Genomic DNA, 16,647 nt, shown 5'->3' with positions numbered 1-16,647 from the left:
ATGAACAAATTGTTTCCAAAAGGTCACCGTTTAAAAAAGCGTGACCGTCGCATTCCTTTAAGATTGTATGCTCTTGTTGCTGTTCCAGTGTTTTTAGTGACAGGGGGCGCAAGTAGCGCTTTCTATCTGCTTTACGGAAAAGCTAAGATTGCTCTTGTTGGGGGGCTTTCTTTTGGGCTTATTCTGTTTGGGTTCTTGCTTTCATATTGGCTGTATCGCATACTCTTGAAAAAGAGTTTTTTCTTTATACGTAAATATAGACATTTTCTTTTATGGCGCTTTATGTACCAAAATAATTTCTATTTTACGAAAGAAAGAAACGGTAATAATAGGCAAGGAAAGCCTAAAATATACTTTCCTAAGGTTTATCTTAAGCAAGAAAAATATGAGCTTCGAGCAAGTTTTCAACTTGAAGGCATTAAGTTCCAGGAACAATTTCTTAAACTAGGGGGCATACTTGAAACAATGTTCTCAGGTGACCTTATGGGAACTTCGGACGAGAAGGGTTATGTCGTGTACTCTTATGCGATAGACTCTGTACGTAGTCGTATTTCTGCTAAAGATGTTGTGGCAGATGTTAAACAGGGTGTGAAGCTTGCAGAAGGTGTTTTTTGGGATTTTGTGCATGATCCTCATATGATTGTAGCAGGTGGTACCGGAGGAGGTAAGACGGTGTTCTTAAGGTCACTCTTGACTGGTTTGTTACGTATAGGTGTAGTAGAAATTCTTGACCCTAAGCAGTCAGATTTTGTAAAACTAGAAAATCTTAATGTTCTAAAAGGTCGGGTTACTTATACGACAGAAGAAATGGGGCAACGTTTAATTGACCTCAAAGAAGAAATGGAACAGCGTTATGAAATCATGCGCCAAAGGTCAGAAGAACAAAATGAGGAAGAATTGGGTGCTTTTTATAAGTATGACATGAAGCCTCTTTTTATTTTAATTGATGAAGAACCTTCTCTTGTTTCTGCTTTAGAAGATTTGCCTTATGGCGGTGTTATTGACTCCATGAAAGTTATGAGTGCTTTGAAGCAAATCGTTCTTAAAGGACGTCAAGCTGGTGTTTATGTTGTTATTTCGACTCAAAATGTAAAAGCTGATGATTTACCATCTACTCTTAAGGATAATATGATGACTCGTATAACTTTAGGGCGATTGGCACAGTTTAGTTATGACACGCTATTTGGTGAAGAAAATAAGCAAAAACACTTTAAGTACGTTGAAAAAGATGGAGATACAGGTCAAAAGATTTTTGGACGTGGCTATTATGGTATTTTTGGAGGGAGTGCAAGAGAATTTTATGCACCTCTTTTGCCTGATGCAGAAACTTATAGTTTTTATATGGACTTTAAATCTTTGCCACGTATTGAAAAAGAAACGTCACCTAGTATTGTAATTGAGGAGAAATTTACACTTGAAGAGATGGCAAATGCGCTAAATTCTGATGTGAGATTACTCAAAAAAATAAAAAGTAAACTGATAGAAAGTAGCTATGAGTTTGCTTCAAAAGACTATTCCTTGAAAGATAAGGAGTTATTTGAAGAAATTCTTAAGGTGAAGGAAAGTAGTTCTGATACCTTGGATAATATTATCAATGAAGTTGTGAGTCGACATTAAAAACGACTCGTCTTTGGCTTCTCTCGAAGTGGCGAAGGTAAGCTATAGACAAAGAAAGCCGATAAAGTGTAGGTTAAACGCTGACGTGGCGAACGAGGGGCGAAAGCCCCGGAGTGAGTGCGAAGCGGAGAACCGTACAGCTTTACGGTCTTTTTTTGTCGTGAAGTAGCGTCTGAGTGCGAGAGAAAGAGCCATTAGAAAGAGTCTTAGTCCAGACGTAGTCTGGGCTAAGCGAGTGTTTGCGGTACCCCGTTTGGTAACACGGGGTACAAGTAGTATACCAATACAACAACCCTAGTAGCTTACAGGGTTTATTGAGGTATACCCCTTAAAAATATAGAGAGGTTGAAAGTGGATTTATTAAAAGTTAGAAAGTCTTTTGGGCTTTCTCAAAATGATGTATCAAGAATTATGGGGGTGAGTAAGGGCTTTGTATCGGCTGTAGAAAATGGGCGTAAAACATTAACGGCAGAAAAAGAAGAAAAACTCGTTGCTTACTTGAACATAAAGCCAAAAGCTGATGTTACAGTTTTGATTGACTATTTAAAAATTCGTTTTAAAACTTTTCAATATGAAAATGTTGTAAAAAAACTCCTTCAAATTCCATTGGATAAGTTCAATGTAGGGCGAGGGGGAGGTCAAGGTTATCCTTGCCGTATCGAACATGGCAATATTAAAGTTTATTATCAGATTGAAGATACTGAACATGAAGAAAATATTGATATGGGTGTTCTGATTGAAATGACAGGGAGTGGATGCCGTTTATTTGAAACGTTCTTAAAAGAGCAGGATCGCACATGGCGAGAATTTCTAAGAGATTGTCGTTCTTATGCAGTAAAAGCGACACAAATTGAAGGTGAAATAGATGAGGAAGCTGTAGAAGATTATCTTAATTTTACTCAGTTTGATATTGCTTTAGATGAACGCTATAACCCTGAATATAATTATGATTTATTCAAATTGTGGGGGAAAGTGAGAAATAATCAAGTCAAAACTTTATTTAAACACTTTGAACCACATGAAGCATTCTCTCCTGTAGGTGGTCTTTTTCAGTCTAAAGGGTTGTCTTTAGCATTTGGTAAAAGAGGTGGCACAATAGCTATGGAATTTTACGAGAAAGACAAAGAACAAGCACTGAAAAGAGAATTACCCGTAGAAGATGTGCAACAAATTTACGGTTTTAAAAATCGTTATGAGGTACGTTTGAGTCATGATAAGGCAAAACAAGTCATATATGATTATGCTTTTAAGGAGTCAAACTTATTCGAAGTAGCGGTGTGTATCATTTCAAGTTATCTTACGTTTTATGATGATGAGGGAGATTTAGACCGTGAGTGGCTAGATGTTTTAGGAAGTTCTAAACGCTATAAGTTTATTACTGAGCCTAAAGAAATTTCACCAGAAAAACGTAGACGTTGGATTACACGTCAACTTTTAAGAGAATTAAGTATTGAATATGCGGTAAACAAGAACACTGGGGTACATTTTTTAATGGACTCTATAAGAAGTTATGATTTTTCAGAAGAAGAAGAGTTGCGGATTGAGGAAGAAACAAAATATTTGAAGAATAAAGAGTTCCAGTATCAAGCAAGGTCTACTTCTAAGGGTCGTAAACTTCTTGAAGCAATAGGAATGGGGGAAGGTAGAAGTGAGTAGGCAAGAAGAAAATCAAAAGCGAAGAGAATACTCTGACCGCTTAAGACAGCATATTGCAAGCCGTCTTGACCTTCCTGAGTGCCAAGAGTTGCGTTTAAAAATAGACTGCCTGTGTTCACGGCATTATTCGCCTGATAGTGAGGAAGCAAGACAATATATTGAAAAAGCAAAAAATTATAATGTCAAAAGACGACTTCACTTTATTAGGCTCTATCAAAAACGTTATGATGAACTACTTTATAAAGGTTGGGAGGGCTAAAAAATAAAAGAAAATATGAGGTAAATATCATGGCATATAATAAAAAAGAAGCACAAGGTAAAATTCAAAAACTCGGTGAGTTAATGACTGCAAAAAAATATGATGAAGCGTGGACTTCAGCAGGTGATTTAAATGCTTATCTTAAAGCAAATAAAGATGTAATGACAGGTTCAGATTATGAAGCTATCAATGGTGTTCTTAAGAACTATTATAATATCAATAACCAACTTGAAGCAGTAGGCAAACGTGCTTATGGCATGGGTCAAAAAGCCCTAAATACTCAACTCTAAAAATCAATGAGGGTGGAGTTCTTTATAAAGAAGTTCTCACAAGTTCAAGGTTCGACTCCTTGTTCTTGTTTTAAAAATAAAAAAAAGCTCTTGCAGGGTGCAAGCTTAAATAAAAAGGAGTAAAAGTGAACAATAACAAATTAGAGGAACTTGAAAAAATTAAAAAATTGGCAAATAAAATTGATTTAGATGTCTTATATCTGGGAGAGAGAAGTTCTAAGTTTGACCGTATGGCATTTATTGCAGGCTCAAAATTAAAGGAAGCACTTATTGCGACAGAAACTGCTTTAAAAACAAAAGAATGATATAATATGCTTTTTCTTGACTTGAAATACAATGCATGATATAATATGCATATAGTAATTAAGGAGGGCATTTTGAATAAGGTAACAGATAAAGAGTGGCAAACAGCGACAAAGGAATTATTTGAAATGGATAAGGACTATAGAGAGGACTGGGCGTTCTCAGAAGCTAAGCGAGAGTTAGCGCTCAATTTGAATACGGCTCGTCTTGAAAAAGGCTTAACTCAACAGGAGCTAGCAGACTTAAGCGGTAAAAAGCGACAAAATATTGGTGCTATAGAACGTGAGAACGTGAACCCTTCGATTAAATCGCTTGCGGAAATAGCTGTAGCTATGAATAAAAAATTAGTTATCAGCTTTGAAGATATTGATTAACAAACTATTTTAGGAGAAAATTTATGAAATTAAGCAAAAAACAAGTTGTTGTAGGTGGAGTTGTCGCACTTCTAATAGCAAGTGTTGGAGCAGGTGTAGTACATAATCAAAATGTACAAGCAGAGAAAGCAAAGCAAGTCCAACAAGAAAAAGATAAAAAACAAGCAATTGAAAACACAAAAAAAGTGAATGAAGGATTGGTAAAAGAAGCTAAGTCAGCTCTTCTTACTGCTCAAAAATCTCCAACTGCAAATAATTTGGAACTTGCTAAAAAAGCTATCTCTCATGTAAAAGATGATAAGACCGCAAAACAACTGACTAAAGAATTAGACGGTATTAAAAATCGTGTAAAACTTGAAACAGAAGCTAAAAAAGCAGTTGCGGATTATCAAAAGAATGCTACAAATGCGGATAAATTGAAAAAAGCACAAACTGCTGTTTATAAATTGACTTCTGATTATAGTAAAACTTTGAAGGCGAAATTGAATAAAGATATTTCAACTTCAAAAGCACAAGCGGATAAAGCCAAAAAAGCAGAAGAAGCTAAAAAATCAGCTCAGACTGCAAAAGCTGTAGACAATTCAAATCAGACAGCCAAAAGCAATAATTCAGAAGCTAATCAGACACAGGCAGACAGTCAAGCTGTTACTGATCCTGCACCTACAGATAATGGTGGTGTTTCAAATAACAATGCTTACCAACCTGCTCCACAAACTCCTGTAGGAGGAGGGGACACAGGAAGTGGGAATGCTTCAAACCCTAACCCACCAAGCACAGGTGGCGGTAATACAGTAACCCCTCCAACAGGAGGAGGTAACTCAGGCGGTAATGGCAATACAGGCGGAAATAATGGCGGTGGAACTGTAACTCCACCTCCTGCGGAAACATTTACTGGTTGGGTAAGAAGAAACGGTGTTATCGTTTGGTCACAAGGTGGTTTTAGCTCTTTAGCAGAAGCAGGTCGTGCGGCTGCAATTTGGATGAATGCAAATGCTGATTTTGACGGAGATTATTCATCAGGTGCTTATTAATTAATATAAAAAAATAAAGCGGTAGTTTTTATGAAACTATCGTTTTTCTTTGCCCTTGAACAAGGCATAAAAAGGTTTGTAGTTAGGAGGTGGGAGTATGCAACATTAATAATTAATATTTAGAGAAAAGCCTGAGCCAAGACAGGCTTTTTTATTTTGCGCAGAATAAAAAAGAAAAACAGGAGGCATTTATGTCTAAATTTAAAAAGAAAAAATTACAAAAAGCACTTACAGAAGAAAAGCAAACCCGTTTTCGATTACGTAAATCGGGAAAACATTTTGTGACAACTGCTATGTTATTACTTACTGTAGGCGGTACAGTCGCAGGTCTTGCACAAGCAGATGTTATTAATCTCTCTCCTTTTTCGAGTCCTTCTCGTTCTATTACACTGCCAGACAATGGACCAGTTAACTATAAGTTCTCAGGTACAGGTACGGTCAAGTGGTCGAATGGGCATGATGCTTCCGCAAATTTCATGGAAGTTAATGGGGCGACAACGTTCTGTTTAGAACCTTTTGTAGATGTGTTTAATGGTGCTTATGCGACTAAAGCAGGGCAAAGTGAAGCTGTCTATCAATTGTGGAACGACATGACAGAGTATCAACGTAATCTTGTAAATAATATTACTTACATTGGTGAAGTGAATAATGCGGAAGCAGACAAAAACATTAACCTTGCGACACAGTTTGCTTTATGGTTGGTTGAAGCAGGACAAAATGAAGTTTCAGGACTCCTTCCTAAAGTTTCAGAAGTTGATACTTCAAAACTGAATAACGTGGTAGGTGGTCATAAAATTACAGGTTTAGAGTCTACAGGTGCGGATATATCTGAGGTTGTCAAGTATGCAACTACAATTTTGAAACAAGCAGTCCAAAGTTCTAAAAATCCTGATTTTAACCCTAATCCTTTGACTGTTATTGCAGGTTCAAGTGCAACTGCTACAGATAAAGCAGGAGTTCTTGCAGGAGGGGCAGGCGGTTATGGATTACCTTTTGATAAAATTCAAGCTTCCGAAGGTCTGACGGCAAAACGTGAAGGAAATTCCTTAGTAGTTTCTGCTACTCCATCAGCTATTGGCAAAGATGGTGTGGTTAAAGTTCGTAATTACACTAATGTTGATTTCCAACCAAGTTATATTTATGGCACAATCAATCCAGATGGAAAGGTAGGACAAACACTTTATGCCACAACTGACCCAGCGTTATTAAAAGGACAACTTGAAGTCAAAACTATAGGCTTAGGTGAAGTGACACTTCAAAAAACTTCCACAAACAATGCTTTTGCCAATAAGAAAATGGCAGGCGCAGAATTTACACTCTATACTTCTGATGGCAAGCCTGTGAAATGGACGGACGGACACGCAGGTTATCCGATTACTTCTACCGCAGGTACGAAAGCTAACAATACAAATGTGGTCTTGAAAATGGGTGAAGATGCGAAACTTGGTGTCAAGAACCTTGATTACACCAAATCATATTATTTCATGGAAACAAAAGCTCCAGCTGGTTTTGCTTTAAATGCAGTGAAAATTCCTGTGACTTTTGATGAAAACTCTAAGTTTGATGGTACGACAAAGAACTATCAAGATGATGTAGCTACACAAGATATTCCTACAGGATCAACGACTTTAACAAAGGTGGATGCTGACACTGACTCTTCCGAAACACAAGGTGAAGCTACACTTAAAGGTGTTACTTATGGTCTTTTCCATGCGGACGGTAAAGCTGTTGAATGGTCGGAAGGGCTGACAGACAAAACAGCAGGTTCAACTGAAAATCTTCCAATTACACCTACATTTGGTACAAAAGCAGATGATAAGAAGGTAGAGTTGACCATTGACGACTCTAACAAAGTTGGTGTTCAAAACTTACCGTTGAAAGAAAATGGCAAAGCTTTCTACTGGCAAGAGCTACGCACTTCATCAGGTTATTCTCAATCTTCTAAGAAAATTCCAGTAGTCTTTGATGATAAGAGTGAAGTAGATGTTGCGACAAATGACTTTGCGGATAAAGACAAGGCTTCAAACAAGGTTAATGTCTTTAGCTTCATGTTTAGCAAATCGCAAGAAGTTAATGGCTCTCTTACAGGTCTGAATGGTGCAGAGTTTACACTCACACCTAAAGAAGGGACAAAGGGTAATCCGATTAAAGCCATCTCTGGTACAGGAGTAGACTCTAACGGCTTTACTGTAAATGGTTTAACGGTCTTTGATGGTAAAGCCAATGAAGAAGCAGGAAACCCTTCCAAAGATGGTGTTGCTATTGGCGACTATACTCTATCAGAAACAAAAACACCAAACGGTTTAAAACCAATTAATGATGTGGATGTATCGATTGAAGATGAAGTGGACGACAAAGACAATCCTTTATCTTATACTGCAACCTTTACAGATACAGTCACAGGGCAAGTGATTGATAAAATTAAAGTTGATGCTTCGAGTTTAGTAGATAACAATTTGATGTTTAAGGTTAATCTCGGTATCTTTACAGATAAAATGCAAGCTCAACCAAAAATCACAACAACTGCGACAGACAAAGCAGATGGTGATAAGACATTGGGTGTTGGTCATGCACAAGTTACAGACTTGGCGAAAATTTCAGACCTTCTGCCTAACACTGAATACACGCTTACAGGTACGGTGGTTTATAAAGGCACAGGAAAACCTGTCATGGGTAAAGATGGTAAGCCTGTGACTGCAACGAAGAAATTTACAACGGACAAAGAAGGGAATGCGGAAGTACAACTGGACTTTCCACTTATTGACAATTCACAAGATGAAAACAAGGAATATACTGTGACAGAGCTTGTGAGTGACAAAGAAGGGAACACGGTTGTAGAAGAAAATAACTTTAAGGAAAATCCTTCTCAAACTGTAAAAGTTGCGGATGCGGACGGTCACACCGAAGTACAAACGAAAGAGCTTGAAGTCGGTAAAAATTCTATCACGGACAAATTCTATTATAAGGATTTGGTCGAAGGTACAGAGTACACGGTAAAAATCAAGCAAGCCTATGACCATAACTTGAAAAAAGTGATTGATGTGGATGGTGAGCTAACCTTTACAGCTAAGGGTTCATCAGGTACGGTTGATGTGCCTGTCAAGATTGATACAGCAAAATATGCAGGGCATAAGATTACCTTGTATGAGGATGCTTGGGTAGGCAAGGAAACAGAAAAAAACCGCCCTATCATCCATCATCACGATAAGAATGATGAAAGTGAAACATTTACCGTTAAGCCAAAAACACCAACTCCTACACCAAAAACACCTGACACTCCAAAGAGTATTCTTCCTTCTACAGGTGAAGAAAAAGCCATTTGGAGTTTAGCGGGGCTTGGTATGGTTCTTATTGCAATGGTAGTTTGGCAACGTGACAAAATCAAAGGTCTTTTTAATAAAAAACAAAAATAATAAATATTAACTGCGAAAAGCGGTGCAGTGGTGGGAGGGTGGCATAAATAAAATGGAGGTGAAACTTGAAAATTTATGAATTGGCAAGGGATTTGAGCGTGGATAAAGAAGCGCTCCTTTTTCTTGCACAAAAGCAAGGGATCAAGGCGAAGAGTATTGCTTATGAGTTAACGTCTGATGAGTCTGATAACTTACTTCAAGCATTTGATGAAGTAGGCGGTAAGTTAGAGCCTATTGAAAAGGACTTAAGCAAAATCTCGGAAGCTGAGAGTAAAGAAAGAAAGGAAGATTTTACTGAAGCAAATTTAAAATCTGATTTAAAATATGAAGCACCTCGAAAAAAGAAAAAATTCTTTAAATCGGGCAAAGAAAATAAGAACAAAGGGGTGAAACTTCAAAAACAAAACTATGAACGTCCTACTCTTCCTAAGCCTTACTCGCAAAAAGGGGCAAGAATACTTCTTGCAAGTTTAGCAAGTATGACCTTGCTTGTTGGCATTGGGGCAAGCATTGCTTATACTCATGCAAAGACGACTGTTCGAGAGGAAGGTAAAACAATTATTCAAGAAGGTAAGGCTTCGGTGAGTGCTATTTCTGACCTTAGCCGTGCCACAAATTATGAAGCACAATTTTTTGCGGAAGATTTTGCGAGGGCTTATCTTAACTTTTCATCTCAGCCTAAAGAACAAGACAAACAACTTCAAGCCTTACAAGCTTATTATGGGAAAAATTTGCCCCTTGCTTCTCAAGGTATGAAGCGTAATCCGAGCCGTTTAAATGACATTAAACTGTTATCTATTACAAAAGATACGGCAAAATTCTTGGTTAAAATCACAACTGAGGAAGTGAAAACAATTCCTGCTAAAGGAAAAGTAAAAGCAAAACAAGAAGTTAATGAAAAAACAGTACAGAAGGTTTTTAATGTTCCTTATGGAGAAGTGGACGGAAAATATTATGTTTCATCATTTCCAACTTTAGAAGATGTTCCGAAAATCTTTGCGGGGGAGAAAGCTCCACAAATTGATTTTACAGCTTCTACTGAGTTGCCAAGTAGTGAAGCAGAAAAGCTTGATACTTTTGTTAAAAGTGTTTTAGTCGCAAAGAGTACAAATCAAAATGACTTGAACCTTTTAGCGAGTGGATTAAGTGTTTCAAGCGGTGAGAAACTTAAATCAATTGATTATAGTTACTATAAGAAAAATGCAGACAACAGCTATAAAGCAGTTGTACAAGCTAGTTTTTCAAATAATTTAGGGGTTGTTCCTGAAAATTTCACATTTACGATTGAAAAAACGGGACAAACTTATTTTGCAAAAGATTTTTCTAATGTGATTACAACAAAAGATTTAGGGAAATAAAAAATAAAGAATAAGAGGTAAAAAAAATATGGGATTATTTACAGCATTTTGGGGAATGTGTTCAGGGGCGGTTATTACGCTCTTTGTCGTTAAAATTATTCAGGGCTTTCTAAAAGGTCAAGTCATGAAAATTGTTGCTGTTATTGTTATGGCAATATTGGTTTGGATGTTTGCGACATTCCCAACAGAAACGTTAAATCTACTTGCAGGAGTATTCAAACGTATTATTGACTGGATGGCAGGACAATTTAAGCTGTAGGAGGTTTTTATGGAAGACAAACATTTATATGCCCCTAAGAGAGCCTTAGAGGAACAACTACGATTTCAAAAGCTTGCGGAAGGCTGGATTTTAAGAAAATCTTACAAATTTGCGACATTTGGTTATGCGATTGTCGCTTTTATTATTTTGTGGTTTGGTTTATTTAACTGGCTTCCTCTTCCACTTAATTTTAGACTACCATGGGCAGGTATTTCGAGTTATGGTATAGGTCTTGTCTTTTCAAACTACCGTCCAGATGGCAAGCCTTTTCCTCGGTATTTATGGGAAGCGATTCTTAATTTTATAGTCTATGGTAGAAGAGGAACATGGTATAAAGGAGTCTTTATTCCAAGAAACAAGAGAAAGGGAAATGAATAAAATGAGTCGAAAATATAGCGATATTATCGCTTATCATAATAATATGGTGTTAAAAGAAAACGGAAATGTGTATGCAATTTTTGAAGTACCTTCTGTTATCTTGTCAAGGACAGATGATCAAGCGAAAGAAAATGCAAAATCAATTTTTGAGTCAACACTTGAAGAAACTGTGCCTTATCAATCAGGTCAACTTTTAGATATTCCTATGGAGTTAGAAGTATTTAAAATGTATCAGCTTTTGGCTGAGGACTTATCTGAGGATACATATGAAATGGCAATAATGGTCATGAATGAGTCTTTGGATAAATTAGAACGTGAAGTTGGAGCAACGGAAGAACTTCGACATTTCATTGTTTTTCCATTGAGAAATTTACATGTTTCCACAAATCTTTCAAAAACAGTTAAAAGTGCAGTAGATTTTTATGGGCAAGCATTAGTAGGAGCGATAGGGAAAGAATATTATTCTGAGGATTGGTTTCTTGAATTTGAGGAATTGAACAATACCTTAGAAAATATCCTTATGCCTTTTGATGCTAAACCGCTCACGACAAAACAAACGGTTTATGTGACCCGTTGGCAAGCCATTAAAGGACTGCCACATGTTAAAGAACATGAAATAAACCTTGTATTGAACTCTGCGAATAACTTAGAAGAAGTTGAAGTAGAGTATTTTACAGATGGTATTTATACACTTGAAAATCAGTATGGCAAAACGTTTAACAAGGCTTTGGCAGTATCATATAATCCAAACAATGTAAGTTATTTCCATTTGGCAGAACGTTTAGATACCTTGCCTTTTAGTGTTCCTAAAACAGTGACTTGGCGCTTTTCAACCAAAAGAGGTTGGTTTTCGGTACTCAATCGAGCTGTTCGAGCAAGAACGACTTCAAAAAATGCACAAGATGAAGCTTATGAAAAGGACTCTGTACAAGAAAGTGATGTGGCAACTTCTGTTGCTATTCAAGAAGATACAATACGGCGCAGTCAAGCAGGAGAAACTTATCTTGATTATTTGATGGTTATTGATATTACCGCGAATTCACAAGAAGAGTTAGAGTGGAAACAGGACGCTCTCATGCGTGAAACAAAGTCTATTGATGTTCAGCTTTCTCCTGCAACCGCAGACCAACCCTATTTGTATCATAAAATGCGTATTGGTGAAGAATTGACTCCTCGGGATAAAAACTGGATACAGCCGATGTCTTTGGCTGCTTTTTCAGAAAATCTTTTCTTTGTTTCTTCTAAGATTGGTTTTGACGTTGGCTTTTATATGGGAAGAATTGATGATACAAGCCACAACTATAATGGTGATTTTAATCGTGCTTTGAACAATTCAAACAAGCCATTCTTTTTGAATATCTTTGCTTTGAATGAAAAGATAGCAGGTAAGCAAACAGATAATCCTACACTCTCAACAACGGGTGAAACGGGTTCTGGGAAGTCTTTCTTTAATAAATTGTGCTTTACTTATATGTCGTTAATGAAATCGCTCATGCTTTATATCGACCCTAAGGACGAAATGAAGCCACAATATCGTCTAGTGTATGAAGCCTATAAAAATGCACCTCAACCTCCTATGGGTGCAAGTCAAGAAGAATTGGCTTCATGGGAGCGTAAGCAGATTGTTATGCGCTATATTGAAAAGATTGATTTTATCTCATTAAATGCCAGTCATGAAGAAAATAAAGGCGCACTTGATCCGATTGTTTTCCTTGAAGGTGATGATGCAATTGAACTTTCAAAAACATTAATCAATCATGTATTGCCTGAGAAATACAAAAAAATTGAGTTTGATACGGCTTTGCCTGACTACTTAGATACCTATTTAGAAAAAAGAAAAAAAGGTGAAAAAGTTGGTTTGCTTTCTGTGTTTGAAGCTATGACATACGATAAAGAAAAGGCAGTTGTGGACGTAGCGAAATATTTCTTGAAAAATGGAAGTCGCTCAACTCTATCTCTTGTCTTTTCTTATGGTGAAAACAAAGCAATTTCTTTAGACAGCCGTATCACTGTTTTAGGTGTACAAGGTTTAAATCTTCCAAAAGATACAAAATCCATGAGTGAGTCAGAAAAGAATTCAATGGCTGTTATGTATGCCTTAGGGTATTTCTGTTCATGGTTTGGAAAACGTAACCGTCATGAAAAAACAGCAACGATTTTTGATGAAGCGTGGTTCTTGGAAGGTTCTGAAATTGGGGCAAGTATTTTGAAAGAAAAACGTCGTACAGGACGTTCTTATGATGATTTCACTCTTCAAGCGAGTCAGTCTGTAAAAGATAAAGATGAGTCAGATGATGACACAAGTTTTGGTATGCTTATTTGTTTCAAAGAACCAAAAGAAATTGATGCGATATTGAAACTCTTAAAAGTACCAGTAGACGAAAAATCCAAAAAATGGGTAAGTACCATGTCTAAAGGGCAGGCAATTATTAAAGACCCTTTTGGACGTATTGCACGTGTAACAATAGATGGTGTTGTTCCTGAAATGTGTGAGCTGTTCAATACAAAAGACGATACTTTGAAATCAGCGAGGAATTTGGAGGTAGCTTAATGAAAAAAATAGTTTATGTATTTTTTCTCTTAACTTGCCTTTTCAGTTTTGGCGCTGTTGTTCATGCGGATAACAGCTTACCTTTTGACCCTCCAACTATGGAAGATGGCGAAGGAAAGGAGATAGAGAAACCTAATGTAGGAAATAATATCAATGACTCGGGAAAAGTAGACACTGAGTATTCTGAAAAAGGAAAACATAAATTGGGGGATAAAGACCCCGATTATATGTATACCTCTTATCTTGATACGGACAACCCGATTAAAACCGTCACAAATAACATGGTACAGGGAGTTTTTTATTTTGCAAAACTGCTTTATCGAATGACGGACTGGATCAGTAGCCGATTAGATAAGTTTAATATCATTGACACTTATGCGGATAAGGTTTTTACCAACGGGAAAACAATTTATTTAAGTTTTTTTAATGCAAAAAATCCAGTTCTTTATTTAATGGCATTAGGTATATTGTGGCTTCTCATAAAATCTTATTTTAAAGGAAATTTTCCTCGAACGCTTGGAACGATTGCATTAATTTTAATGTTTAATATTGGGTACTTTACACTCGGTACAAAAGCATTGAAACAAATTAATGTGCAATCGGAAAATATTGTGACAAGTGTAGTTGATAAGATAAAAATAGAAGGTGTTTCTACAGAAGCAGGCAATTCTTTTGAAATCATGGTTTTAAAGCCTTTTAAAGACATGAATTTTGAAAAGGAAAGTCAATATGGCACAAACAATAAAAATATTAATGACCTGTTAAATAGTGATAATGACTCAGGCGAAGTTGAGAAAATTCGTAAAGAGAGTGGTTCAGAGTATTTAACAGGAAATTTATTTGGCTCAAAATTTACAGTGGCACTAGGCGCTGTTGTAAATAATTTAGTCTTTTCTTTTGTGATATTGGCTTTTAAAGTTGCGGTTGTATTCGTGAAAACACTCTTACTTGTCTTATTTATTATTGCGCCTACAGTAGCTCTTCTTTCCTTCTTTGAATTTTCTCAGTTGGCAATGAAAAATATTGTAGTGAAAAGTTTTCTCTTAGGAGCTGGTGCAACAGTTTTGGGTGGAGGAACGACTCTCTTTATTATGCTCAATAATATTTTAGATGGCGCACTCGGTGGCAAAAATTCTAATGCTTTGTTTCTTGCGGTGGCAAAAATAATTATTTATGTTTTGCTTTGGAAAAATAGAGCCTTCCTTGCTTCAATTTTCCAAGCAAACCTTTCTAAATTAGAAAATAATCGTGTGGTTCAAGGTATGAACCATGCATTTGGGCAAGCAAAACAGAAGGCTTTAGCACCCGTGCAACAACTTGCCTTAGCAGGTGGTTATTCAGCAGGTCAAGGTTTTAAGGCTCTTGATAATAAAGTTGGTCGCTCGGCTTTACGTAATCATGGAAATCAGAAGCGCTTGGGTAAATATAAAAGTAGCTTAAATACTTTAGCTGATCCCACAAAAGATGAAAAGGAGCGTAAGAAAGCTGAAAAGAGAATGAACCGCTTTGAAAAACGTACAGCTAAAAATGATAAAAAGCAAGAAAATCCATATCTTTCTAAGAAAAAACAGAATAAACTGGAACTCGAGAAGAAAGCAAATGCACCCTTCTTGGACAGTAAAAAACCTAAACCAAATACTAAAGAAGGTTTAGAGTTGAAACAACTTAGAGAAAAAGCTAATTTATCACCACAGGAAAAAGAAAGACTAGAGATGAAATCTAAAGATACCTCAGATAAAAACATTCAAAGTCAAGAATTTAAACCTAAAGATAAATCGTTAGAATTACAGCCAAAAGACAAGGAGAGCAAGGAAAAAGGGCAACGTTTTGTATTTGAGGGAGATGAGAAGAAGAGAGAAGGGAAAGAATTAAAAGCACCTTCTGTTTCTCAGGAAAGTAAACCTCAAAAAGTGCATTCTAAAAAGCAAAAGCAAAAGGAAACTAAGGACAAGGAAAATCTTGTGAAGAAGTTTAAACCTAATCCTATTACACAAGAACCTAGCAGAAACCCATTCGAAGAAAGGTAGATGATGAAAACTGTAAAGCGGAAACTTAAAAGAAAAATTATTGTGGCACTCTTGCCTCTTTTTTTTCCTCTCCTAATGGTTGCTTTATTCTTCTTTGTCATGGTAGGAGGGGTTCTTTCGCAAAGCTCTGAGAGTGAAGGAAATATTGACCCTAATAATCCTCAGGCGGGGGTTGCTAAAGTTGTTTGGGATAGGGTTCTCAAAGAAGGTGGTACAAAGCAAGGAGCAGCTTCTTTACTTGGGAATATGCAAGAGGAGTCAGGGGTTGACCCTACACGTATTCAAAGTGACCGTGCTTATGATGAAAAATTAGCTATGGATAGTAGTGTTGGGGGTTATGCGTTTGGTCTTTATCAAGTAGACTTGGGAAGGCGAGTAAATTTACTTCACTTTGCAAAAGAAAAAGGGAAGAAATGGCAGGACTTAGAACTTCAACTCGAGTTTTTATTTAATCATGATGGCTCAGACTCTTCCTTGATTAAGGAGCTCATTAAAGGTACAGATATAAATGAAACTACAGAAAATATCCGTGCAAAATGGGAACGTGGAGGTGTTGGTACAACAGCAAAACGGCAGGAACATGCGAAGTATTGGTATGATTTGCTTACTCATTCTAGTTCCGGTGGTGGTTCTAGTCCCGGTGCAAGTGTTCCTCCCGGTTTTTCTGTACCAAAACCTTATCCTAATATTGGAGCATATCCTCATGTCAGCTCTTATCCTTGGGGGCAATGCACATGGTACGTATATTATCGAGCGCAACAATTAGGGATAAGTTACAGCCCCTATATGGGAAATGGTGGCGATTGGATGAATGTGGCAGGCTACACAGTTACAAACAAACCTACAGTGCATTCAGCGTTAAGTTTTAGTCCAGGACAGGCAGGCTCAGATACTACTTATGGTCACGTTGCTTTTGTGGAGCAAGTAAGAAGTGATGGTTCCATTTTGATTTCAGAAAGTAATGTAGCAGGACTTGGTGTCCTTGATTACCGCTCTTTCAGTAAAGAAGAAGCAAGTCAATTTCATTATGTCATTGGAAAATAAAGGAGGAATAAAATGAACAGAATAAGAGATGAGTCAACTACTCATTTTTATTGTATAGATTAACAAAGATTTGTCATGGTAAGGCAA

Annotated in this window: 13 protein-coding genes; all 13 read left to right on the top strand. The window is 36.9% G+C overall.

What is annotated here, in order from left to right; translation table 11 throughout:
* Nucleotides 1-1,617 (top strand): FtsK/SpoIIIE domain-containing protein, encoded by a 1,617-nt coding sequence (locus tag J0J36_RS09400; protein ID WP_206886721.1) that lies wholly within the window; start codon nt 1-3, stop codon nt 1,615-1,617.
* Between the two features lie 351 nt (nt 1,618-1,968).
* On the top strand, nt 1,969-3,273 hold the full coding sequence (locus tag J0J36_RS09395; RefSeq protein ID WP_206886720.1) for a replication initiation factor domain-containing protein: 1,305 nt from the start codon (nt 1,969-1,971) through the stop codon (nt 3,271-3,273).
* 288 nt (nt 3,274-3,561) lie between these two features.
* Nucleotides 3,562-3,822 carry a hypothetical protein gene (locus tag J0J36_RS09390; protein WP_017368494.1) on the top strand — a complete coding sequence of 87 codons (261 nt, stop codon included), beginning with the start codon at nt 3,562-3,564 and terminating at the stop codon, nt 3,820-3,822.
* Between the two features lie 125 nt (nt 3,823-3,947).
* The gene (locus J0J36_RS09385; protein WP_206886719.1) at nt 3,948-4,127 is read left to right on the top strand and encodes a hypothetical protein; all 180 of its coding nucleotides are present in this window, start codon (nt 3,948-3,950) and stop codon (nt 4,125-4,127) included.
* A gap of 72 nt (nt 4,128-4,199) precedes the next feature.
* Nucleotides 4,200-4,499 (top strand): helix-turn-helix transcriptional regulator, encoded by a 300-nt coding sequence (locus tag J0J36_RS09380; RefSeq protein WP_017368496.1) that lies wholly within the window; start codon nt 4,200-4,202, stop codon nt 4,497-4,499.
* A 23-nt stretch (nt 4,500-4,522) separates the two neighbouring features.
* On the top strand, nt 4,523-5,530 hold the full coding sequence (locus J0J36_RS09375; protein ID WP_206886718.1) for a hypothetical protein: 1,008 nt from the start codon (nt 4,523-4,525) through the stop codon (nt 5,528-5,530).
* A gap of 191 nt (nt 5,531-5,721) precedes the next feature.
* Entirely contained in the window at nt 5,722-8,943 is a 3,222-nt protein-coding gene (locus J0J36_RS09370; protein WP_206886717.1) for a VaFE repeat-containing surface-anchored protein, read from the top strand.
* A gap of 65 nt (nt 8,944-9,008) precedes the next feature.
* Complete coding sequence (locus J0J36_RS09365; protein WP_206886716.1) at nt 9,009-10,301, top strand: conjugal transfer protein; 1,293 nt, start codon at nt 9,009-9,011, stop codon at nt 10,299-10,301.
* Between the two features lie 28 nt (nt 10,302-10,329).
* Nucleotides 10,330-10,560 (top strand): TcpD family membrane protein, encoded by a 231-nt coding sequence (locus J0J36_RS09360; protein ID WP_019299225.1) that lies wholly within the window; start codon nt 10,330-10,332, stop codon nt 10,558-10,560.
* Between the two features lie 9 nt (nt 10,561-10,569).
* On the top strand, nt 10,570-10,938 hold the full coding sequence (locus tag J0J36_RS09355; protein WP_019299226.1) for a hypothetical protein: 369 nt from the start codon (nt 10,570-10,572) through the stop codon (nt 10,936-10,938).
* Nucleotides 10,931-13,489 carry an ATP-binding protein gene (locus J0J36_RS09350; RefSeq protein ID WP_206886715.1) on the top strand — a complete coding sequence of 853 codons (2,559 nt, stop codon included), beginning with the start codon at nt 10,931-10,933 and terminating at the stop codon, nt 13,487-13,489. The genes J0J36_RS09355 and J0J36_RS09350 overlap by 8 nt, the downstream gene beginning before the upstream one ends.
* On the top strand, nt 13,489-15,516 hold the full coding sequence (locus tag J0J36_RS09345; RefSeq protein ID WP_206886714.1) for a hypothetical protein: 2,028 nt from the start codon (nt 13,489-13,491) through the stop codon (nt 15,514-15,516). The genes J0J36_RS09350 and J0J36_RS09345 overlap by 1 nt, the downstream gene beginning before the upstream one ends.
* Nucleotides 15,517-16,560: a phage tail tip lysozyme gene (locus tag J0J36_RS09340; protein WP_206886713.1), complete on the top strand. Its 1,044-nt coding sequence runs from the start codon at nt 15,517-15,519 to the stop codon at nt 16,558-16,560.
* Nucleotides 16,561-16,647: the final 87 nt, after the last annotated feature.

Origin of the sequence: Lactococcus sp. LG1074 (genome assembly GCF_017309525.1) — a bacterium.
In the GTDB taxonomy this organism is placed as follows: Bacteria; Bacillota; Bacilli; order Lactobacillales; family Streptococcaceae; genus Lactococcus; species Lactococcus petauri.
Note: the sequence above shows the minus strand (reverse complement) of the source record. Positions and strands in the feature narration are given on the sequence as shown.

What these genes read in the sequence shown, in the direction of transcription:
- J0J36_RS09345 (WP_206886714.1), top strand. Translation starts at nt 13,489, where the DNA reads ATGAAAAAAATAGTTTATGTATTTTTTCTCTTAACTTGCCTTTTCAGT.
- J0J36_RS09375 (WP_206886718.1), top strand. Translation starts at nt 4,523, where the DNA reads ATGAAATTAAGCAAAAAACAAGTTGTTGTAGGTGGAGTTGTCGCACTT.
- J0J36_RS09340 (WP_206886713.1), top strand. Translation starts at nt 15,517, where the DNA reads ATGATGAAAACTGTAAAGCGGAAACTTAAAAGAAAAATTATTGTGGCA.
- J0J36_RS09370 (WP_206886717.1), top strand. Translation starts at nt 5,722, where the DNA reads ATGTCTAAATTTAAAAAGAAAAAATTACAAAAAGCACTTACAGAAGAA.
- J0J36_RS09400 (WP_206886721.1), top strand. Translation starts at nt 1, where the DNA reads ATGAACAAATTGTTTCCAAAAGGTCACCGTTTAAAAAAGCGTGACCGT.
- J0J36_RS09355 (WP_019299226.1), top strand. Translation starts at nt 10,570, where the DNA reads ATGGAAGACAAACATTTATATGCCCCTAAGAGAGCCTTAGAGGAACAA.
- J0J36_RS09360 (WP_019299225.1), top strand. Translation starts at nt 10,330, where the DNA reads ATGGGATTATTTACAGCATTTTGGGGAATGTGTTCAGGGGCGGTTATT.
- J0J36_RS09350 (WP_206886715.1), top strand. Translation starts at nt 10,931, where the DNA reads ATGAATAAAATGAGTCGAAAATATAGCGATATTATCGCTTATCATAAT.
- J0J36_RS09390 (WP_017368494.1), top strand. Translation starts at nt 3,562, where the DNA reads ATGGCATATAATAAAAAAGAAGCACAAGGTAAAATTCAAAAACTCGGT.